The following is a 19,690-nucleotide window of genomic DNA, read 5'->3' as shown; positions in this document are numbered from 1 at the left end:
CGGCAAGCGTGATGGTTTGAAAAAAGAAAAGATTGGGCAATCAGCAGCCGAGCTCCTGTCTTGAAAGAGTGGAGAAGGTTCAACGACTAGGATAGACCATCTAAAGGCTAAGCATAAGATGATGAAATCCATAGGTGAAACAATGATCATCAGCATTGTGAATCCGAAGTGCCCGACCCCTACTAGACTTTTAGAGGGTGAAGATATAGTCTAGTCATTTATGAAAGTAAATGTTCGCACGATGGCGAAAGAAATGATGAACCAAACTAAGAACTCAATCTTAGCACAAGCATCACAAGCAATGTTGGCTCAATCTCAACAATTACCACAAAGTGTTTTACAACTTTTACGGTGATTATTGAAAGGGCGTCTTATCTGGTAACAAATAAGAGGATTACTGGGTGAATTGCTGGAACTTCCTAAAGCTTCATCAACCACAATGTAACTGGAAACGGTAGGCGTGAAGGTTTGAAAATGATGAAGATGAAACAATGGATAATCAGCAGCCAAGCTCCTGTGAGGAAACTCTGGAGAAGGTTCAACGACTAGAGAATACGGTCTAAGGCAAAAGCTATGACTATGAATCTCGTAGGGCAGCAAAAGCTGTTCGAAGTGCCCAGCTCCATGAAATATTATGGATGAAGATATAGTCTGTTCTATGATTGAAAGACATAGTGGCAAAGCAAGCCAACCAATTACCACAAGGAGTTTTACAACTTCTTCGTTAATTTTAGATTATTTGGAAGGGACTCTAGTTTTTCTAGGGTCTCTTTTTACTAAATTGAAAGTGTAGGTGGCAGATTTGGTTAGAAGAAATGAAGAAGTGTATAGTTATTCGTTTAATGGTTATCGATTTTTATTAAAAAAGAAGTATATTTCCCAAGACCCGAGAAATTTTATTGATATTAATTATAAATGGGTATTAAGTTCGCAGGATAAGAACATGGATTGTATTACGATTAAAACAGTAGATAAAGAAATTAGTCAAAGTCAGTTAGTTACCTTTCGAGATAATGTTCATAATCTGTTACCCATTTTTGAGAGTATGGTATTTATCGAAGATGTACTTAGAGAGATAACCATATTAGAAAAGGGTTAATGTTAATGAATTGCAAACCAAATCGATCCTATCATTCTACCATTTGAATTTGGCAGTCTTAGGAGTAGAACAAACAAAAATGAGGTTACTCTTTTCTGTTGGGGCAAATGGGGAAAGTGATTCGGCTGTCAGTCCCCCGCTGCTTTAATGTGTTAAAGTAAAGGGCTTAAAGACCACAAATAAATTTGAGGTCATTAATATTTTATATCCTATTTTATAATTTTCCATTTCTTCGCAACTCCGAAAGTTTGTAAACCACGGACCAATATGAACGACCAATACTTTCTGCAATTGATTGATCTGTTTGATTTTGATTTTTTAGTTTAATTAGAAGTTTTATTTCTTCTTCAGAATATGTTCTTAAACGGTTTGAGCTAGTTACAAGCAGATTGTAGTTAGGATATTGTCGTTCGTATTTGTCTTTCTCCTTTTCTAGTCTGAAATCCCAGTTAGTTTTATAGTACATCGAAGGACAGGTTGCGGTAACTTCTTTTATTTGTTCCAAAAAATTAAAGGTTTCTTGAACAGAGGTTGTTCTTAAAATATAACCATATCCATCGTTTCTTTTGCTTTTCTTAAGATTGATGTTGAAATACTTTTGTATATGTTCCTTTAATATATCCAAATTATTAGGTTTGTAGTTTTGTAGGTAAAGATATATATGTGGAGTAAGAAATATATTTTTCTTTTGGTGATTAATACGTTTGGATAATACTAATGATCCGTCATCCATATATAGAGCAGCAAGAAAATGTTGGAGTGTATATCGTTTAACCAGTTCATGAGGTATCTGTTTATTATCGTTTAGGTCATAGAACAAAGAATACCAATTAGTAAATAGTTTTTAGGATTTGGATCTTAAAGTATTACTTTTAGGTGTAATGTATAACAAATCAGGTAGGAAGGTTTGTTTCCATAATCTATAATTCTTTTGCTCCGTACCATAATGTTCACGGTAGCTATTATTGATTCTTCGACTGTTGGGGTAAATTTTAGTAATTTCACCATCTCCTATAATACTAGCAACTAAAATGTTAAACTGAACTTCATCTAGGTTAATCATGGCTATCTCCTATCTCCCTTAATATATTACCCTTATTATACCACGGTTTAAGAACATGTGTTCCTGTTTGATTTAATTTTCTAGACCAAGATGGATAAAGAATTTTAAATAAAAGAACTTTATTTTAGTGCTAAACATAATACCGAATAATGGATGCAATTAAAGGAGCATCTATTATTCGGTTTTTTATATCAATAATTTAGTAGATTCTATTTTTCTAGTCCTTTATGCATGGTAAAATATAACTATTACATAATCAGAAGGGAGCCTACATTGATGGATGAAAAAGTCTTGCTAGAATCTGCTTTATTTTCAAGCTTTGAGGCTGTTGGTATAGCTCAAGATATGCAGGTACATCCTAATTTACGGCAAGGTTTGGATGTTCGCACGGGAAATGGAGAAGTTGCATATAGCATTAATCCCGGAGTGAGTACTGAGGGAGCTTCTTTAGTAGATGGTGCAACTGGTGAAAAAATTGCTACCATTCGAGAGAGTGTTGATGGAAGAACGGTATATGATATGGGCGGTGGAGAGACATTTGCTTCTACTACCAATGTTCTTGGTGATAGTGCGATAAAAGAGACAGGTGGGGATATTATTGGATTTGTAAATTCAAATTCGCTAGGTGGGATGCAGTTGCAAGACAATGCGCACCGGTCAATTATGCAAATGAATCAAAGTGGAAATGAAATTTATACTCAAAATCCAGCACCTACTACACCGGACTTATCGACTTCGATAGCTGGAAATTCTTTTGAAAGTACTGGTTCTGTCTATGATGCTGTAGATGGATTGGATTCCTTAGATAGTGCATCTGACGCATTGGACGTTATCGATTCACTTGGTGTACTAGGAGATCTTTTCTAATGGCAGAAGCAACCCAAGTCCAGTATTCAGAACTTGATGGTATCATAGATAGGCTGCAAGACAAGCTTGCTAGAAATGTTTGGGAAGAGCTTCAGGCATTTGTGGAGAAAAAAGTAGAGGAAAAGTTCCATGGGATTTATGTATCACTTGATAAGCGATATGCTTTACTTAAAGCAGAAGTATATGAACGAATATCTGACGAGAGTGAACAAGTTGATCCTATGGAAATACAACGACGCTTATTTGAAATTGCCAATCCGAGAGAGATGCATACCGACCTACAAGAAGCATTACAGTTCAATGAAATTGGACCGGAGTATGAAGACTTCCTTTTTCGAATACAAGAGGATACATATGGGCATTTGTTTCAACCATTGATATTGCAACAAGAAGCTTATCAACAGTTGGAGAGGAAAATATTTGAGGAAAGTAATCAGGCATATTTGGCGTTAAATAATTATGCGAAACAAATGAAAGCATATGTCGATATTGTGAAAAAAGAGCGCGAGTCCAAAGGCTTCCATTTTTTCACGAAATTAGTTGCGAAAGGCATCGGTCTTGTTGCATTCGGTCCCTTTGGTTCTATAGGTGCCGGAGTTTTCATGAATGCTTTATATGCTGAAGGTTCGAATGCAAGGCAAGCGATGACAAATTTGGAGGAAGCTCTATTTTTCTTTCTTGATGAACTAGATGAAGCACTTGAAAAAATGAAAGCTGCATATACCTATGTTCTTTTCGCCTTGTATGGTGGGTGTTTTCAAAAAGTAAATGAGGTTTTGGAGAAGTATAACATAGAATTAAATGATCTCAATCTATTAACCTATGAGTTTACGGTGAAATATACGGGAAAAGAAGAAACTAATTTTACCCTATGGGCGGAGAGGCAAAATTATATCATTGAAAGAAGCATTAGGGATGAGAAGTGGGACGAGGCTCGTGTGTTAACCGATCGTTTTTATCATTATGTTAAAAATCAGCCAGGTGCCTTTCCGATTGTCCTACAAAATGGGAGGAGTGTGTACAGGCAAAGTTATCTTTTGAAATACATTGTGATATCGAAAATAGCAGAAACCCGGGGCAAGTGGATTGGCTTTGTTCAAGAGATGTTTAAACAGCTTCCTTATATGGTTCGGAAAAAAGAAGTAGAAGACTATGATGTGAAATCACCGGTGGAGTGGGGAATGCTTCTTATTCAGCAAGCGATAAAGAAGAAAGATCCTTCTATCCTGAAACCTTATTTGGATTATACATGCAAGCTAGTGAAACGGCGTCAAAATGCCTGGAAGGTTCCGGTTGGAGAAGAGCTTGTTGAAGGTGAATTGGATTGGAATACTCTTCTTGGATATATCACAGTAGATTTTCTTAGTGATAAGTGGAAGGAAGAACATCCACTTCAAACGTATACTAAAGATGCTTCTTATGAGAAAGATTGGTTGCAGGGGTTAAGAAAATGGTACATAGAATTGACCGGACGTAAGGATAGTTTGACACGATATATTTCGTTGTTAATCTTTGGTATTCATGTTGGTAATGTTGTTAGGCCTATTGTTAATATTTGTAAAAAGTCGGGTAAAAAATTACATTCCTATAGAAAACCGATTATGAAAGTATCCCTATCTGGGGCAGTTGCTTTGACCGTTATCTTCGGGGGATATCAGTTGAAGGATGAAGCGATAGGGTTTATTAGTAGTTTCGGTTCAGAACAAGAAATGGGTGGGAAAGTTGCTGCATCTGATGTGGAAGCGGATGTTGAAACATTGACCATCCAGGTGGACGATGGGGCAAATGTTAGAGATTACTATTCTCTAGATGGAAATGTCTTATTCACCCTTGCAAAGGGGACGGAGGTACACTGGAAAGGCGAAGAAGTCTTTGGTGATGATGCAAGCGGAAAATGGTACTATATCCAAGCTGAAAACGGGGAAGGTTGGATTAATGAAATTGTCCTAGAGCCTTCGAGTGTTGTTGAAGATGATCTAACGGACATTGAAGAACCAGTGCCGTCCGATGTTCAAAGCGTTGTGGAAACCGATGTGTACGAAAGTAATGGTTCGATGGAAGAATTCGTCTCAAGTGTATCAGAGGATTCTACAGACATATATGAAAATGATATGGAGCCAGTGCTGGAACCGGAGATAGAGAGTACGAATGAAGACGATGTTTATGATGGTCCGACTTATCGTCGCCATCAGGCTGTTGAATTTAGTTCATACATAGCGACATTGGATGAAAGGATAGATATGGAAGTTGATGAACCTTATTCCCTTTACATTTTGGAAGAAACGCCAGAGGTCGATTATGTGCGTTCAGTGGAAACTCTTTATGAAAAGCCCCAGGAAATTTGGGCTTCAAATATTGAGGGTGAAACATATCAGCTTGTGGCAGTATCGTATGAAAATTTGAATGAAATCGATATTTTTGTCGTAAATCCGGAGGGAATGATAGATTCACGGGAAACGATTGCTATTTCTGACTTTTATGAGGTTCCAGAAGGCTTTAAATATGCTGATGCTTATACAGATGAGGAAATGGTATTGACGGTAGAGGCAGGAGTAATGGTTGAACGGAATGCTACTTATTAAAGTACCACTGCAAAGAAAAAGTGGTTCCATGTATTGGTTATTAAAAAACTATGGGTCGGTGGGATAGGAATCATTATCAGTTTTAGTGTTTTCAGCTAACACGAATGAAATGAATGACACTTTTGCGAGGTGTTAAAATGTTAAATACAAACAAAACAACCGAACCTCGTAATGAAATTGACTTAATGGTTCAACCAATAAGTGAGTTTGGTAAAAGCAAAGAAGAAGCAATGAGATTAATTAAAGATTTGAAGGTCGAAAATTCTTTAATGAAGGATAAATTGGGTTTTCATGATTCTCCTTATAATTGGGCAATTTACATATTAACTGATCAAAATGATGTTGAAGCCTTGGAAAAACATTTTTATCCTTAAGGAAAGGAATTACAATAAGAATATAGTTGTAATCTCCTTTCCTTTTGTTTTTGTAAATCCTGTTAATTGCTGCATCATAATATAATTCGATTTGTTTCAATTTAATTTGATAAAAATTTAATAATCTCAGTCTTTTTATAAGTATTCTTATAGAAAATTAAATAATCATTAGGACTCTCTATTCTTTTATTATTGTAGGTAAAGTTGGAGCGATGAGCTAGTGGAAAAAGTTATTGTGAGAGATAGGATAGGGTGGTATAAATCCCTGGAATTTGTGGCTTACACAAGAACTAATTATTATTATCACAAGGAGAAAAAAATTGTAAGTTGGTTTATTTTAATAAAATTTTTAATCCCAACCCTCTTTTGGATTAATACCATAAAAAATTTCAGCGCTTTCTTCGTTATTAGCAAAATAGCAAGCTTCGATTGCAACAATTTTTTCCTTTTCAAGTACTTCATATAACAATATGATATTTTTAACATTTATCCATTTATATCCATCATATTCAAAACCCTTAAACATTACACTATGTCCATTGGTTTGAGGTCGATAACTAAGTAAGATGTTCGCTTTATCATAGACATCATTAGTAGTCGTTTTGGCGTACTTCACATACTGCGTAAGGTCTATAACACTATCTGGATTCCAAATAACGTCATATTTTTTATTACTTGACATCATCACTGGTCTCGTTTGCTAATTTTAAAAAGTCTGTTTTGTTTCGGATATAGGATGGAAATCCAGATTCTCTCTTTTCTCGTGCTCTTTTTATCTTATCTATTAGTTCTCCATTTTCAGACAACCTTTTTGTTATTTTTGCAACTTCATTGTTTTCTTCTATTTTAACTATAACTCCAAATTGCTCTTCAATAATTTGAGTTAAATCGTTCAAGCAAACATTAGATTTGTCTTCGAAATACTTGTTAAGCATTTCCTTACTGATAAATTCCATGAAATCACCTCTATTTGATTATAGCATACATCCAGTAGTAATTTATCCAATATTTAGACCAATGTGTCAGATTCCCACTACGTTAATGTGCTAAACTGCATAATAAAAAAGTGGGGCCAATGTGCCAGTCCCCCACCACTTTAAAGCGTTAAAGTGATTTCGGTTATTGATGCAGTGTTTGAGTATTGCGGATAGAATGGGTCAGCCACCATTGCGTTGTTTTAAGCTCTCGTTTGGACAATAGAGCCTGTGAATGTGGAGGAGAGAGTTATTGATACAGTTTTCTTCTATTTCAATGGCTGCTGATCTTATCTAAATCAATTATCTTCTAATTGCTGATCAATTATCTCACGTTCCCATGGGACTAGTTCATCAAAAATTAAATATCCTTCCCCGTTCCATGCAGAATGAGTTTATTCAGGTGGCAGTTACTTATTGCTTTAAAAAGTTCAAGTAAAGTTTTTTGAATCCTGCAATTTCATATATTTATAAATAATAAAAACTAATTTTTGTGCGAAACATTGTTCTTTTTATAACTAATAATATTGGGCTTTATTCTTTAAAAGGAATACAAAATTCATTACCACCACTTAAATAACCATTATTATTTTGGGTTGAGCTGCCTTTTAGGAAAAGGTTTTATTTCTTAACTTGTTATTTCTTATTGTAATGCATTACAATAAAAGCATGTGATAGGGGTAGTAAACAATAAATTTTTGCTTTTCAATAAACTAATTCTTTAAGTATTATTATATTTTCATCTTTAGGATTTATTATTTATTTAGGAGGGTAACCCCAATGAGCATTCCGCAATACGATAGGAAATTATCATATTCTGATTACTTATTATGGGATGATGATGAACGTATTGAAATCATCGATGGTATCCCTTATAACATGTCTCCCGGACCTTCTACAAAACATCAGCAGGTTTCGATGAATCTGTCTTTTCAGCTAATGAATTTCTTTAAAGAGAAAAACTGCCTAGTGTTTGCTGCTCCATTCGATGTACGATTATTTTCTAAAGGAAAAAAGAATGATGAAGTATTTGATGTTGTACAGCCGGATATTTCTGTTATTTGTGATACGAATAAGCTTGATGACCAAGGATGTATAGGATCACCAGATTTCATTATTGAAATACTCTCACCTTCAAGTGTGAAAATGGACAAAATAATGAAAAGGAACTTGTATGAGAAGGCAAACGTAAAGGAATATTGGATAGTAGATATACTAAACAAACTTATAGAGGTTTATTATTTAGATAGTAAGAATCAATATGGAAAGCCACTTTTCTTTACGATAGAAGACGAATTAAAATCTTATTACTATGGGGGACTAGAATTAAACCTTAAAGAAATATTTTGAAATATGGGTACTGTCCCCGGATTTTAAAGAAGTGCTTGTCACCATTCGAATAGAGTCATTGATTAGCTTTCAGTTGCTTGTAAATTATTATTTTGCGGATGTTAGAGGTTTAGTAGTAGGTACAGTGTCAGTAACACTTATTATATCTTCTACAATAGGGCATTATAAAGCGAAAATACACATAACCCCATTTTGAAAAACAAAAACGGGGTTATGTGTATTTAAACATTAGTGGTTTAGGTGTCCCCCACTGCTTTAATGTATTAAAGAATTTGATGCAAGTGAGAAGTTTAAATGATAGGGAAAAGAAGCTTAATATCCTTCATGGTCCAACGAGTTGACCAATACGTAAACCAAAATTAGCCTACCAATCCATATACCATTCACAGACCTATAGAAGCCGATAATGAAGATAAGGATGAAGAAGAGGGGAAAGCCTATAGGTGAAAGTGATAGTTTAAGAATGTTGAGATTCAATTATCCAATCAGAAAAATATTCACAAACGCTCCTTATATTATGCTTCTAAGTTATATGAGGAACAACTGGATGAAGGAGAAAAATATAAAGAACTAACAAAAGTAGTAGCCGTAAATTTAATTGATTTTTCCTATCATTGAAATGCCAAAATTTGTACATCTAGAACAAAAAGGAATGATCGAGTGGAATGACCGTATGGCAAAATGGCTCTGTTTTTTAACAAATATGGATGATACGAGGTAGGAAGAAATGGCGAAGTAGGAACAATTTATTGAGAAGGCAGTTGAAAAATTACGTTTAGCAAGTTTAGATCCAGAAACAAGGATGCAGTACGAAGCTCGTGAGAAGGCATTAAAGGATATTGCATCGATTCAAGGGGATGCGCTGGAGGAAGGAATAGAGAAGGGAATAGAACAAGAGAAAAAAGTAATGGCGCTAAAAATGCTTAAAAAGAATATGGAATTAGACTTAATTACAGAATTGACTGTACTCTCTAAAACAGAATTAATGGAGTTAAAAAAACAATGTTAGCCGAAGCACACAGGATACATCCCTGTGGATTTGAAAATGCGGTGAAATTTTAAAAAAGTGAAAGAACTATTATTAACAAAAAACCCGAAAAACTTCATAAAGGTTTTTCGGGTCTTTTAACTTCATCAAAAAACCAAAATCTTTTTACCAGCTTCTTTCAATATATTTTTGTAGAAAGAATCTTGGCCAATACATACGATACGGTGACATAAATTAGTTATTTCATCCATGTCATGAGAAGTGTAGATAATCATTTTGTTTTGTTCTTCGGCTAATGATTGAAGGAAATTACCTATTTCTATCCGTGATTTTAGATCAATTCCTACAGTCGGCTCATCTAATAGCAATACTTCGGGATCATGAATCAAGCTAATAGCTAAATTTAACTTTCTTTTCATTCCTCCTGATAGGGTACTCACGGGTTCTTTCCATTTGGACAGCTCCATGTCGAGGCAAAGTTGTTTTAATTTTTCTTTACTTCTTTTCTTCCACGAAAGTTTCTCAAAAAACACCATATTTTCTTCCACTGTAAACTCTTCCCAAAGTGCAAGGTCTTGAGGAACATAGCCAATCTTTTTCCTAATTTGTTTACGGTCGGACGAATATACTAATTCATTTAGGGTAACTTTTCCCTTTGTTGGCTTTTGGAGAGTAGCAAGAATAGAAAGTAGGGTAGATTTACCGGCTCCATTTTCTCCAACAAGCCCAATAATTTCTCCTTGATTTACCGTGAATGAGATATCAGTAAAAATGTTTTGTTTTTTATAGGATTTACTTAGGGATTGGATATTAAGCATTTCTAAATCTACCTCCTTTTAACCACCAAATAATAAGAGCTAATAGTATTGGAACGTACCATACACTAACACCTTTTTGTTCAATAAAGCTGGATAGTGGATGAAGTTGTTCAATCCATGGATATCGGCTTGTTATTCCATCTATTGGTATAATAACGCCGCTAAGTACAGTAAGAAATAAACAGACGGTTAAAGAAAAACTGTAATAAGAAACTGTTTTCGTGAACAAATGTGCAAGTAAAAACGCACTGATTGTAATTAATATTCGATACATCAATAGAGAGCAGATTAAGGTGAAGTTGATCGCTTCATTTAATAGGAGGTGGAATACATATACTGCTATTAAATCGAAAACATACAATATGAAAATATAAACTAATAGTTGAATGAGTAAATAATTTCTCATAGAAAGAAACATAAATGCATACCTTGGGTTCAAGGATGTTCTTCTTTCTTTGATGACCCAATCGAATAAAAAGAATGTACATAGAAGACTTATTAACGCCCATAATCCCCATGTATCCCAAATGGCTATTGGAGAATTTTCCTTAAGTTCAATTTCTTTTTGGAAAGAGAAATTCGTATGAAGTAAATTCTCCTGGACTTCTATTTCTTCTGTTTTGTTAACTATTTCATCCCAGGTCCATTGTAAATTTGTTTTTTCACCTAATCGATTAACTGTATGTGCTGTTTTTGATTTACCAGCTGCATCTTGAACATAAGATATAATCCTTTCTTTAACTGGTGTATACCCAAATGATAAATCAGAAGTGTAGCTCGTTATGAGCCAATTTCGATTACCTTTTCGAATCTCTTCCTCGTACCCTTCCTCTATTACAAAAGCACTATCTAAATCATGGCTTTTTACCATTTGACGTGCCTCTGATTCAGTTACGTCCAGTACCCGTATGAGCGGGGAAGAGGAGATTGCTTCATAAAGATTTATGGCAAGGTCCGTTTCTTCTTCGATAACAATACCAACTGGAATTTTCGTATCTTCTTGAAACAATTCAGTAGTAGAAATGAAAATGATGGTAGATACCATTGGTAAAAGTAGCCAAAGTAACAGTGTCCATCCTTGTTTTTTCCAATGCATGAAGCGTGTCTGAATGATGCGAATCATGCTTTAACACGCTCCTTCCCTATTGAAATACCGAAAAGAATAAAAAATGCAACGGCTGTCATTAATAATATCGGAATGAAATCCGTATACACTCTGTTGTTTACGATGATTTCGATAAGCCAGTAGAATGTTTCATGTGCAAAATAATAAGGAAGTACATCTTGAATCCACATCGGTAAATAAATTGCAGGTACAACAGCTCCGCTAAGTAATATATGCAGTAGTATCATCATGGACTGTCCGAATAACCGGAGTTTATAGGAGGATAGAAGTACTTCAAGTAATCCAAATACTGCCAAAAATGTACCACTGTAAAGTATGTTTATAACTATTATTTTTAGAAATTCATCATGACTTAAATCGACATGTAACAAGTAGGATAAAGCGATGATTAATATAACCGAAAAAATTTGTACGGTACCATTTGCTACAAAAATTCTAGCCAGAATTTGTTGTAATTCTGTTACGTTATAAAGTCGCATCCGCTTTTCCATATTTTTCTGGCTATCTGTATAAAGGAAGTTATATACAATCATTAGCCAAATGGAACTTATAATGAAGAATAAACTCGTACCAAAATAGTGAATAGGGGAAGCATCCATAGCGTTGTGAATTTCTTTTTCTTTCACAATCTGACTTGATCCCAAGGTGTAAAAGACAAATTCTTTAAACTGCTCAAACATTAATTCGTGTCTCTTTTCTGAATTCAATCCAACTTCCTTTGCATACTCATTGATGGTTAAGATATTAGCTTGGGAAGAGCGAATATGTCTTACTACACTTTCGATAATTTCACGTATAAACAAACTTTCCAACTGCTTGTTCGGGTTTCCGATAATTGGCAACTCAACAGAAATTCCTTGATATAAGTTATTGGTGAAATTATCAGGAAATACGATATATGTACTAATTTCATTGTTTGTCATGGACGTTATAGCATCTGGTTCAGACATTGTTTTTATATGAATATACTCACTAAGCTGGGAAGATGCTTCGATTAGTTTGGTGACCATTTCTGTTTCTGTTGTTTTATCTTGATCCACTAAACCAATTTTTATAGGATGATTTTCATCTGGTAAAAAGAAAGATGTAATCATCACAATGATTAATCCAACGACGATAATTGGAATAATGAAAAGGAGAGGAAGTGAAGTCCACTTCCTCTTTAACTGAATTCCATTATTTTTGGTAAATAATAAAAAATGTTTCCATGAATTCATCATATAGGCACTTCCATTTCAAATAAAGGATTCAACGGTTTAAAATCCGTCGGCACCACCCATGGTTTCATATAACCAATTTTGGAAATCAGGTATAACTTCTGTTTCCATATATTGAGAGAGTTCTTCCATACTCATAGTCCCTAAATCTTTAACATTATTTTCTGCAGGCGTTTCAATTGCGTCAATAAGTTGGCCGTCTAAAGCAAGGTTTAGTGTAATCAGATTTCCAGTTTCAGAAGTTTCTAAGGTTATTTTATGTTCGCCATTCATTTTATCTTTATCATAGGAAGCGGAACCGTCCCAAGTTAAACTTCCATTTACCATACTATCATGATATGAAAATACTCTTTCAAAGTCTCTTGTACCATCTTCTAACGTTTCTGTTCCTTCATAAGAAAATACGTAATTATCAACTGTTAGTTTAATAGAATCGTTTGCTTGATTATCTTTCCAACTTAAGTCCCCGGAAATATTCATTTTACCATCACTAACTTTATCAGCGAAACCAAGGTCATAGTCGAATGTTTGTGTACTATCATCAAAGGATTGTATGCCGTTGATCGTAAATGCAACAAGGTCGTTCTCATTTGAGCCTATCTCTACTTTTACATCTCGTTTCGTTATTAGCTTATTATGAACCCAAATCGTTGACTTAAGGCCATCTTTGATGTGTATATCATATACATCTTCTTTTGCTTCAGCCATTGCTTCCTCAAAGTCTGTTAGGATTTGATTTAACTCTTGATCAACTGCGACTTCACCCATTTGTACAGACGTTAGTTGTTTTTTAATTAATTCTTTTAATCTATCATCCGTTTCCATCTTTTCAAATACAGTACTTAATAAGTCTTGAACTTGTTTTTCAGATAAATGTAAAACGATTTTTTCTGTTTTTAATGATTCACCATTTACTTCAATCGTTTCGTCTGATGTAGTAAATGCATCATCTGGTAACTCATTATAGATTAATTCCCCGTATTCAGATTTCAAATACTCAAGGTCCTCGTCACTATGAAGCCCGTTGAATAAAGTGTCTAATTCTAATGACTCTTCACCTGTAAATGTCATTGGATCTACTTCCTTTAGTAGTGGACCGAAATCCTCATCCTTAATTTGTAAATAGTTATCAAGGAATGGGACACCTAGCATCATTTTTTCATCAGTCATATAGACTTCTATTCCATCAATTTCTAATCCGGCAAAGTTTCCAGCAAGCTCTGTTACCATTTGTTTATTTTTCATATCTGTTTTAACAGTAGCAGATAGGCTTGAATTATTAATAATCTGCGCAGGATCTACTTCTTCATATCCTGATGTTCCAGTTGGTCCTAGATATTGTGCTGAAAGATCCATGGATTGTTCAACTGGTTTTTCATAGGTTTGTTCCGTCCAATCTAATTCTGGTTGATACCGTTCCTCTAAAGTACTCTTTAAATGGTCTAACGTCTTCTTTTCTGCTAGAAAATATGATTGCTTAGGTGACGTGTTTGTTAGTGTTACTGCAGCAACAACACCTCCGATGACTACAATTGCAGCTATAATAGCAATGATAACCCCTTTGTTGAGCCCCTTTTTCTTGTTAGATTCTTCCAAGTAATTACCCCTTTTCAAAGTATTCTTCACTATAAATGTATTTATAAAAACATAAAAAATACAAATAATCCCATATTTTTATATCATTTAAACTCATCTTAGTCAAATTGAATTCTCTCCCACTCTTATGGAATGGACAAATCTGAAGCGTGGAAGTAACAGCAATAATACTTATGTGACATTAACCGGAACTCTCAATGTCACAGACATATTATCAAGGGTGAAAAAGGTGATAAAAATGATGTTGAAGCCTTGGAAAAACATTTTTTACAACGGGGATTTAGTTGTTATCTCCTTTCCTTAATTTCTTTAAAATGTAAAGTATGGTCGGAATATCCCATTATCCTGCTACCTTGTCATGAAAAAAATTTACCAAAATCTATGTTTCCAAAAGCTTCCACATGGTAAAATAGAACGATAAATTGGTGGAATTTTTGAAAAATATGTCTAAGAATAAAATCATTCAGAAAGGAGCAGTGTATTGCTAACATCTACTCTAGTACTTGAAAGAAAATCAACTTATATTGATCACGACCGCTTATTTAAGCTGCTCATTCAAACCTTTTTTCAAGAATTCATCGAAGCGTTTTTCCCCGAAGAGTATTCCTACATCAATTTTTCCACAGTAAAATTTTTAGAACAAGAAGTATTTACGGATATAATAAGCGGAGAGAGGCGAAGAATTGATATCCTGGCCGAGGTTAACTTCAAAGGTGAAGATAAAATACTCCTTATTCATGTCGAACCACAGTCCTACTACCAACAAGAATTCCATGAACGTATGTTTATTTACTATTCCCGTCTCTACGAAAAACATCGCAAGCCCATTTTACCAATCGCCGTTTTTAGCTATAATAATCGTAAAGAAGTTCCTGAACAATTCACTGTGGAGTTCCCAAGCCTATCTGTATTAGAATTTCGTTATCTCCAACTTCATCTTAAAAAGGATTGGTGCAATTTCATTCATAAGGACAATCCAGTTGCAGCAGCACTTCTAAGTAAAATGGGGTATACAGAGGAAGAACGCGTACAAGTGAAAATGGAATTTTTACGGATGGTTAGTCGAATGGAATTGAACCCTGCAAAGATGGCGTTAATCTATGGTTTTTTGAAACGTACTTGAAGTTAAACAAAAAGGAGGAAAAGGAAATGAACGAAGAGGTTGCAAAATTACCAAAAGAAGAAGCGGATCGAATACTTGAGTTACCTAATTCTTATTTGGAAAAGGGAATTGAAATAGGTAGGGAAGAGGGGATTCAAAAAGAAAGAGAAAACCTAGTTCAAAATATGCTGAAAAAAGGTCTATCTGTCGAACGAATTGTAGAATTATCAGGACTAAGTGAAGATATTGTAATTAAGATAAAGGAAAATATTAATAGTGGAATTTAGTTATATGGATGGAGCTAGTGTAATTTTTTCCAAAAGGATACCTGAAGTGAAATGAAAAGGAGGAAAAACAAATGAACGAAGAAGTTGCGAGATTACCAATAGAAAAGGGGGATCGAATACTTGAATTACCAAATTTTTATTGGGAAAAGGGGATTGAAATAGGAAGAGAAAACGAACGAGAAAAAGTAGTGCAAAACATGCTAAAAAAAAGGTCTATCCATTGAACAAATTGCGGAATTATCGGGATTAAGTGTAGAAAATGTAATTAAGATAAAAGGAAAGTTGAATGGTGGAATTTAGGTGAGATGGAGATAGTGCATGTGTTGCCTATCCCCATTTTTCCTTTAATAGCCGTATCTCCTTTTCATGGGGTACTTCTTCCTTCGGGGTTTCCAAAATGAAAGGAATGCCATTAAGCTTAGGCGTTTTCATTAATTGGTCAAATTGGTCTACGTTAATGTACCCGTTTTGAAAAATAGGGGCGTGCCTATCTTTTCCTTCCCTTGTCGGGTACTTTGAGTTGTTGAGGTGAATGACCTCAAGTTCATCGAAATAGCCCAAGTCCGTTCCTCTCCGTAAAACTTTTAACCAGTTATCTCCATCCCATAATCCACAGGAAAAAGCATGACAGGTATCCAAGCAAAAGCCAATTTTTTCTGGTTGATCACATAGTTTCCGAATTTGTACGAGTTCTTCTAATGTCGTACCAATTGTCCCTGGAACTCCTGCTTTGTTTTCTAACAATATTTTCGCTTGTCCGTTCCATTCGAATAGAACGTCGTTAAGTACTTCTATCATTAATTGATAGCTCTCGATTAAGGTTTTATTTGGAAGGTGTTTGCCAAAATGAACGACAACACCAATGGATCCACATGATTCTGCTATTTCCAAATCATTTAACAGGGAACGGATAACCTGTTCCCGCTGTTTCATATTATGTGGCGTTAAATTGGTTGGGTAAGGGGAATGGCTAACAGAGGTTATCCCCGTTTCTTTACAAAACGCTTTACATAAAGCTGTATCATCCTTGTTAAATTCTTTGATTGATAAACTTCGCGGATTTTTTGGGAAATATTGAAATGCGGCCATCCCCATTTGGAATGCTTTTTTTGCCGCTCCTAAATACCCATCTCCTATGGAAAGATGACAACCAAATCTCATATACACGCTCCTTAATTAATGCTGGCAGTTATTACAAAAGTATGTTTTTCGTGACGAAATTTCTTTTTGGACAATGGGTGCATGACATCGTGGACATGCTGCTCCTTCCCGGTCATGAACGAACATTTGGTATTTTCCAGTTTTGCTATCTTCCTTATATAGAGGATCCATGTACCCACCTTGCTGGATTCCTAGCTGGAGGATATATCGCATTGATTCATATAGGCGATTAACCTGAGCTACATCTAAATCCGGTATGTTTTTATCTGGCAATAACTGTGCATGCCATAGAATTTCATCGGAGTAGCGATTTCCGATACCAGCTATGAACTCTTGATTTAGTAGGGTTGTTTTTAATTTGCCTCTCTTATTTTTCATCATGTTCTGAAACAAATCTAATGAAAAATTAGGGTCAAGTGGTTCAGATCCAATGTCTTGAAATTCTTGTTTGACCATCTCGGGTGATAGAAGATGCAAGTAACCTAGTCTAAGTCCAATAAAATAAAGATGCTGATTTCCAAAAGATAATTGCACTTGTACAGTTCGATCTGGCTTATCTTCTTCTTTTCCATGGAACATTTTACCACCTAGCATTAGATGTAAAAGTAAACACGACCCATTTTGAAGGTGAAATATTAAATACTTTGCCCGTCTTTGAATATCTTCTATTTTTTGGTTTTCTACTTGGGCTTTAAATTGATTGACAGGAACATTAATGGATTTTTCACGATTAACGGTTACCTGGGTGATTATTTGGCCGCTAATTAAAGGTTGTAGTAAAGATTTGTATGTCTCCATCTCGGGTAATTCTGGCATAGTCGGATTCCTCCACCATTTTTGTACTATTATTCTTTCGCTATATGGAAAAATTATGAGCAAACATTAAAGAAGAGAAAAATTTTCCAATACGTTATCACTAATCATGTATAATAAAGATATATTCTTTTAAAGTAGGTGATTTAATGGATATCGCATTAATGTCAATGGCTCTAAGTCAAGGACAAGTTCAGCAACAAGCTTCTTTGTCCGTCATGAAAATGGCAATGGGTAATGCGGAACAAAAAGGGGAGGCTATTCAAAAGTTATTGAGTTCAGGTGATGTAGCCGCTATCCAACGCGCTGCCCAACCACATCTTGGTGGAAATATTGATGTAAAATTATAAGAAATAGTACCCGAATGATGAACATCAGAGTGAACATTATTCGGGTTTTTAATTAAAGAAGTAAAATCTGAAAATTCATACTACCATATGTTATAATTATAATTGAAAATCTAAAGGTTCGCTTGATTCAATCAGACAGGAAAGGGGTATATATCTTGATAGAAACAGTCATATCTCCACGAGTCAGTGAAACAGATGGTGTAGGGCACATCAACAACACAACTATCCCAATATGGTTTGAAGCTGGTAGAAATGAAATCTTCAAAATGTTTAATAGTGATTTAGGTTTTGAAGATTGGCGCTGCATTATTTTAAATATGAATGTGGATTATTTGAAACAAATTTACTATGGAAAAGATGTTACGGTAAGAACTCACGTTGACAAAATTGGGAATTCTAGTTTTACATTATACGAAGAAATGTTTCAAGATGGAGAACTCTGTGCAAAAGGGAATGCTGTATATGTTAACTTTAACCGCAAAAAGCAAGCATCAGAACCAATACCAGATGAAATTCGAAATCAACTAGAAGAGCACTTAATTCGAGATAAATGATAACGCTTTAATTTTTAGAGGAGGTTATTAAAATGAAAGTAAGTACTGCTGTATTACGAGAAATGGGGAAGGAATTACCTTACGCAGAAAGTAAACCTATTAAAATAGAAACTCTTACGTTGGATCCACCAGGGTATGGAGAAGTCCTTATTAAAATAAAAGCTGCAAGTCTTTGTCATTCCGATTTGTCCGTTGTTAATGGAAGTCGACCTAGACCATTGCCAATGGCTTTAGGACATGAGGCATCTGGAGTTGTGGAGCAAATCGGGGAAGGGGTTCATGATTTAGAGGTTGGCGATCATATTGTTTGTGTATTTGTTCCTAGCTGCGGTCACTGTCTCCCATGTCAAGAGGGCCGCCCAGCATTATGTGAAGAAGGAGCAAAATCCAATACGGAAGGAACACTTCTAAGTGGCGATATTCGTTTACATAATAAGGAAGGAAAAATCAATCATCATTTAGGAGTATCTGCTTTTTCTGAATATGCAGTCGTATCTAGGAATTCCCTGATTAAGGTGGACAAGGATATTCCTTTTGAAAAAGTAGCTTTATTTGGGTGCGCTGTCATTACGGGAGTGGGAGCAGTGATTAATACTGCGAACATTAAGCTAGGCAGTACAGTTGCGGTTGTCGGCTTAGGCGGGGTCGGCCTAAGTGCACTTATTGGTGCCGTTGCGGCGGGGGCGGAACGAATCATTGCCATTGATATAAATGACTCTAAATTGGAATTTGCTAATGAATTAGGAGCAACGCATACATTTAATTCTACCGATAAGGAGGTCATTGAAAAAGTACGTGAAGCCACAGGCGGGGGTGTGGAGTATAGTTTTGAGACGGCTGGAGCTGTTCCTGCAATGGAAGTGGCCTACGGAATTACGAAGCGTGGGGGAACTACCGTAACGACAGGATTACCAGATCCAAAACACCATTTTTCGTTTCCATATGTGAGTTTAGCAGCGGAAGAAAGAACTTTAAAAGGTTCTTATGTTGGTAGTTGTGTACCGAAAAGGGATATCCCGAAATTCATTAACTTATTTAAACAAGGACGTTTACCGGTAGATAAGTTAATGAGCGACGTTATCGAGTTGGAGCAAATAAATGAGGGTTTTGATATGTTGGCAAAAGGGGAATCTAGTAGGATTATTATTAAATTATAGATTTTTAGGAAAGTGTTTTTACTCATTTTTTTTTGCTATTGATAGTCAAATGTTCTGCTGATAATTAAGGGGAAGCTGATATCTGAGGAGAAGTGCTGATATCCGAGGAGGAAAGCTGATATCTGAGGAGGAAAGCTGATATCTGAGGAGGAAAGCTGATATCTGAGGAGGAAAGCTGATATCTGAGGAGGAAAGCTGATATCTGAGGAGGA

Annotated in this window: 22 protein-coding genes and 1 pseudogene; 14 read left to right on the top strand and 9 right to left on the bottom strand. The window is 35.3% G+C overall.

What is annotated here, in order from left to right:
• The first annotated feature begins 220 nt into the window (after positions 1 to 220).
• Both A9178_RS14220 and A9178_RS14215 read left to right on the top strand, forming a co-directional pair.
• Positions 221 to 355 (top strand): flagellin, encoded by a 135-nt coding sequence (locus A9178_RS14220; RefSeq protein ID WP_068676427.1) that lies wholly within the window; start codon positions 221 to 223, stop codon positions 353 to 355.
• A 447-nt stretch (positions 356 to 802) separates the two neighbouring features.
• Complete coding sequence (locus A9178_RS14215) at positions 803 to 1,099, top strand: hypothetical protein (protein WP_068676425.1); 297 nt, start codon at positions 803 to 805, stop codon at positions 1,097 to 1,099.
• A 214-nt stretch (positions 1,100 to 1,313) separates the two neighbouring features.
• Here A9178_RS14215 and A9178_RS14210 read toward each other — a convergent pair.
• Positions 1,314 to 1,928, bottom strand: a pseudogene (locus A9178_RS14210) (DNA endonuclease); the annotation flags it as partial.
• A gap of 510 nt (positions 1,929 to 2,438) precedes the next feature.
• Here A9178_RS14210 and A9178_RS14205 point away from each other — a divergent pair.
• The 3 genes from A9178_RS14205 to A9178_RS14195 all read left to right on the top strand — a co-directional run bounded on the left by A9178_RS14205 (position 2,439) and on the right by A9178_RS14195 (position 5,985).
• Positions 2,439 to 3,029 carry a hypothetical protein gene (locus A9178_RS14205; protein ID WP_068676423.1) on the top strand — a complete coding sequence of 197 codons (591 nt, stop codon included), beginning with the start codon at positions 2,439 to 2,441 and terminating at the stop codon, positions 3,027 to 3,029.
• Positions 3,029 to 5,611 carry an SH3 domain-containing protein gene (locus A9178_RS14200; protein WP_068676421.1) on the top strand — a complete coding sequence of 861 codons (2,583 nt, stop codon included), beginning with the start codon at positions 3,029 to 3,031 and terminating at the stop codon, positions 5,609 to 5,611. The genes A9178_RS14205 and A9178_RS14200 overlap by 1 nt, the downstream gene beginning before the upstream one ends.
• A gap of 113 nt (positions 5,612 to 5,724) precedes the next feature.
• Positions 5,725 to 5,985, top strand: a complete 261-nt coding sequence (locus A9178_RS14195) for a hypothetical protein (RefSeq protein ID WP_231889856.1) — start codon at positions 5,725 to 5,727, stop codon at positions 5,983 to 5,985.
• A gap of 349 nt (positions 5,986 to 6,334) precedes the next feature.
• On the opposite strand, the gene A9178_RS14190 is transcribed toward A9178_RS14195, so the two are convergent.
• Both A9178_RS14190 and A9178_RS14185 read right to left on the bottom strand, forming a co-directional pair.
• Positions 6,335 to 6,670 (bottom strand): hypothetical protein, encoded by a 336-nt coding sequence (locus A9178_RS14190; RefSeq protein WP_156520775.1) that lies wholly within the window; start codon positions 6,668 to 6,670, stop codon positions 6,335 to 6,337.
• Positions 6,657 to 6,941, bottom strand: coding sequence for a hypothetical protein (locus A9178_RS14185; protein ID WP_068676417.1), 285 nt, complete (start codon positions 6,939 to 6,941; stop codon positions 6,657 to 6,659). The genes A9178_RS14190 and A9178_RS14185 overlap by 14 nt, the downstream gene beginning before the upstream one ends.
• A gap of 798 nt (positions 6,942 to 7,739) precedes the next feature.
• On the opposite strand from A9178_RS14185, the gene A9178_RS14180 reads away from it, so the two are divergent.
• The 3 genes from A9178_RS14180 to A9178_RS14175 all read left to right on the top strand — a co-directional run bounded on the left by A9178_RS14180 (position 7,740) and on the right by A9178_RS14175 (position 9,318).
• Positions 7,740 to 8,309, top strand: a complete 570-nt coding sequence (locus A9178_RS14180; protein WP_068676414.1) for a Uma2 family endonuclease — start codon at positions 7,740 to 7,742, stop codon at positions 8,307 to 8,309.
• Positions 8,310 to 8,780: 471 nt separating this feature from the next.
• Complete coding sequence (locus tag A9178_RS19710) at positions 8,781 to 8,927, top strand: PD-(D/E)XK nuclease family transposase (RefSeq protein ID WP_082918217.1); 147 nt, start codon at positions 8,781 to 8,783, stop codon at positions 8,925 to 8,927.
• Between the two features lie 184 nt (positions 8,928 to 9,111).
• A complete protein-coding gene (locus A9178_RS14175) occupies positions 9,112 to 9,318 on the top strand; it encodes a hypothetical protein (protein ID WP_068676412.1) in 207 nt (68 codons plus the stop codon).
• Positions 9,319 to 9,443: 125 nt separating this feature from the next.
• On the opposite strand, the gene A9178_RS14170 is transcribed toward A9178_RS14175, so the two are convergent.
• The 4 genes from A9178_RS14170 to A9178_RS14155 are packed head-to-tail and all read right to left on the bottom strand — an operon-like array spanning position 9,444 to position 14,054.
• Entirely contained in the window at positions 9,444 to 10,115 is a 672-nt protein-coding gene (locus A9178_RS14170; RefSeq protein WP_068676410.1) for an ABC transporter ATP-binding protein, read from the bottom strand.
• Positions 10,108 to 11,238 (bottom strand): ABC transporter permease, encoded by a 1,131-nt coding sequence (locus A9178_RS14165; protein WP_068676408.1) that lies wholly within the window; start codon positions 11,236 to 11,238, stop codon positions 10,108 to 10,110. The genes A9178_RS14170 and A9178_RS14165 overlap by 8 nt, the downstream gene beginning before the upstream one ends.
• On the bottom strand, positions 11,235 to 12,461 hold the full coding sequence (locus tag A9178_RS14160; RefSeq protein ID WP_082918209.1) for an ABC transporter permease: 1,227 nt from the start codon (positions 12,459 to 12,461) through the stop codon (positions 11,235 to 11,237). The genes A9178_RS14165 and A9178_RS14160 overlap by 4 nt, the downstream gene beginning before the upstream one ends.
• 36 nt (positions 12,462 to 12,497) lie before the next feature.
• The gene (locus A9178_RS14155; RefSeq protein ID WP_068676406.1) at positions 12,498 to 14,054 is read right to left on the bottom strand and encodes a DUF6583 family protein; all 1,557 of its coding nucleotides are present in this window, start codon (positions 14,052 to 14,054) and stop codon (positions 12,498 to 12,500) included.
• 481 nt (positions 14,055 to 14,535) lie between these two features.
• On the opposite strand from A9178_RS14155, the gene A9178_RS14150 reads away from it, so the two are divergent.
• The 3 genes from A9178_RS14150 (at position 14,536) to A9178_RS19010 (ending at position 15,667) form a co-directional block, all read left to right on the top strand.
• Complete coding sequence (locus A9178_RS14150) at positions 14,536 to 15,177, top strand: PD-(D/E)XK nuclease family transposase (protein WP_068676403.1); 642 nt, start codon at positions 14,536 to 14,538, stop codon at positions 15,175 to 15,177.
• A 26-nt stretch (positions 15,178 to 15,203) separates the two neighbouring features.
• The gene (locus A9178_RS19705) at positions 15,204 to 15,443 is read left to right on the top strand and encodes an RpnC/YadD family protein (RefSeq protein ID WP_068676401.1); all 240 of its coding nucleotides are present in this window, start codon (positions 15,204 to 15,206) and stop codon (positions 15,441 to 15,443) included.
• A gap of 71 nt (positions 15,444 to 15,514) precedes the next feature.
• Entirely contained in the window at positions 15,515 to 15,667 is a 153-nt protein-coding gene (locus A9178_RS19010) for a hypothetical protein (RefSeq protein WP_156520774.1), read from the top strand.
• Between the two features lie 103 nt (positions 15,668 to 15,770).
• Here A9178_RS19010 and A9178_RS14140 read toward each other — a convergent pair whose 3' ends face one another.
• Together A9178_RS14140 and mutM are read right to left on the bottom strand one after the other, a co-directional pair.
• Positions 15,771 to 16,604 carry a deoxyribonuclease IV gene (locus A9178_RS14140; RefSeq protein ID WP_068676399.1) on the bottom strand — a complete coding sequence of 278 codons (834 nt, stop codon included), beginning with the start codon at positions 16,602 to 16,604 and terminating at the stop codon, positions 15,771 to 15,773.
• Between the two features lie 15 nt (positions 16,605 to 16,619).
• Positions 16,620 to 17,420 (bottom strand): bifunctional DNA-formamidopyrimidine glycosylase/DNA-(apurinic or apyrimidinic site) lyase, encoded by an 801-nt coding sequence (mutM, locus tag A9178_RS14135; protein WP_068676397.1) that lies wholly within the window; start codon positions 17,418 to 17,420, stop codon positions 16,620 to 16,622.
• A 146-nt stretch (positions 17,421 to 17,566) separates the two neighbouring features.
• Between mutM and A9178_RS14130 the strand changes: the two genes are divergently transcribed.
• From A9178_RS14130 to A9178_RS14120, 3 genes are all read left to right on the top strand, one after another.
• Positions 17,567 to 17,767: a YjfB family protein gene (locus tag A9178_RS14130; RefSeq protein WP_068676395.1), complete on the top strand. Its 201-nt coding sequence runs from the start codon at positions 17,567 to 17,569 to the stop codon at positions 17,765 to 17,767.
• Between the two features lie 155 nt (positions 17,768 to 17,922).
• Positions 17,923 to 18,321, top strand: a complete 399-nt coding sequence (locus tag A9178_RS14125) for an acyl-CoA thioesterase (protein WP_068676393.1) — start codon at positions 17,923 to 17,925, stop codon at positions 18,319 to 18,321.
• Positions 18,322 to 18,353: 32 nt separating this feature from the next.
• Positions 18,354 to 19,478, top strand: coding sequence for a zinc-dependent alcohol dehydrogenase family protein (locus A9178_RS14120; protein WP_068676391.1), 1,125 nt, complete (start codon positions 18,354 to 18,356; stop codon positions 19,476 to 19,478).
• The last annotated feature ends 212 nt before the right edge of the window (positions 19,479 to 19,690 follow it).

Source organism: Oceanobacillus sp. Castelsardo (genome assembly GCF_001659985.1).
GTDB lineage: Bacteria > Bacillota > Bacilli > Bacillales > Amphibacillaceae > Oceanobacillus.
The sequence above is the reverse complement of the archived record's forward strand: the minus strand, read 5'-3'. Positions and strand labels throughout refer to the sequence as shown.

Bases quoted from the DNA above. Each gene is read 5' to 3' on its own strand.
- A9178_RS14200 (WP_068676421.1), top strand. From the start codon at position 3,029: ATGGCAGAAGCAACCCAAGTCCAGTATTCAGAACTTGATGGTATCATA.
- A9178_RS14175 (WP_068676412.1), top strand. From the start codon at position 9,112: ATGCAGTACGAAGCTCGTGAGAAGGCATTAAAGGATATTGCATCGATT.
- A9178_RS14160 (WP_082918209.1), bottom strand. From the start codon at position 12,461: ATGATGAATTCATGGAAACATTTTTTATTATTTACCAAAAATAATGGA.
- A9178_RS14140 (WP_068676399.1), bottom strand. From the start codon at position 16,604: ATGAGATTTGGTTGTCATCTTTCCATAGGAGATGGGTATTTAGGAGCG.
- mutM (WP_068676397.1), bottom strand. From the start codon at position 17,420: ATGCCAGAATTACCCGAGATGGAGACATACAAATCTTTACTACAACCT.
- A9178_RS14130 (WP_068676395.1), top strand. From the start codon at position 17,567: ATGGATATCGCATTAATGTCAATGGCTCTAAGTCAAGGACAAGTTCAG.
- A9178_RS14185 (WP_068676417.1), bottom strand. From the start codon at position 6,941: ATGGAATTTATCAGTAAGGAAATGCTTAACAAGTATTTCGAAGACAAA.
- A9178_RS19010 (WP_156520774.1), top strand. From the start codon at position 15,515: ATGAACGAAGAAGTTGCGAGATTACCAATAGAAAAGGGGGATCGAATA.
- A9178_RS14165 (WP_068676408.1), bottom strand. From the start codon at position 11,238: ATGATTCGCATCATTCAGACACGCTTCATGCATTGGAAAAAACAAGGA.
- A9178_RS14205 (WP_068676423.1), top strand. From the start codon at position 2,439: ATGGATGAAAAAGTCTTGCTAGAATCTGCTTTATTTTCAAGCTTTGAG.
- A9178_RS14190 (WP_156520775.1), bottom strand. From the start codon at position 6,670: ATGATGTCAAGTAATAAAAAATATGACGTTATTTGGAATCCAGATAGT.
- A9178_RS14170 (WP_068676410.1), bottom strand. From the start codon at position 10,115: ATGCTTAATATCCAATCCCTAAGTAAATCCTATAAAAAACAAAACATT.
- A9178_RS14120 (WP_068676391.1), top strand. From the start codon at position 18,354: ATGAAAGTAAGTACTGCTGTATTACGAGAAATGGGGAAGGAATTACCT.
- A9178_RS14195 (WP_231889856.1), top strand. From the start codon at position 5,725: ATGACACTTTTGCGAGGTGTTAAAATGTTAAATACAAACAAAACAACC.
- A9178_RS14180 (WP_068676414.1), top strand. From the start codon at position 7,740: ATGAGCATTCCGCAATACGATAGGAAATTATCATATTCTGATTACTTA.
- A9178_RS14220 (WP_068676427.1), top strand. From the start codon at position 221: ATGAAAGTAAATGTTCGCACGATGGCGAAAGAAATGATGAACCAAACT.
- A9178_RS19705 (WP_068676401.1), top strand. From the start codon at position 15,204: ATGAACGAAGAGGTTGCAAAATTACCAAAAGAAGAAGCGGATCGAATA.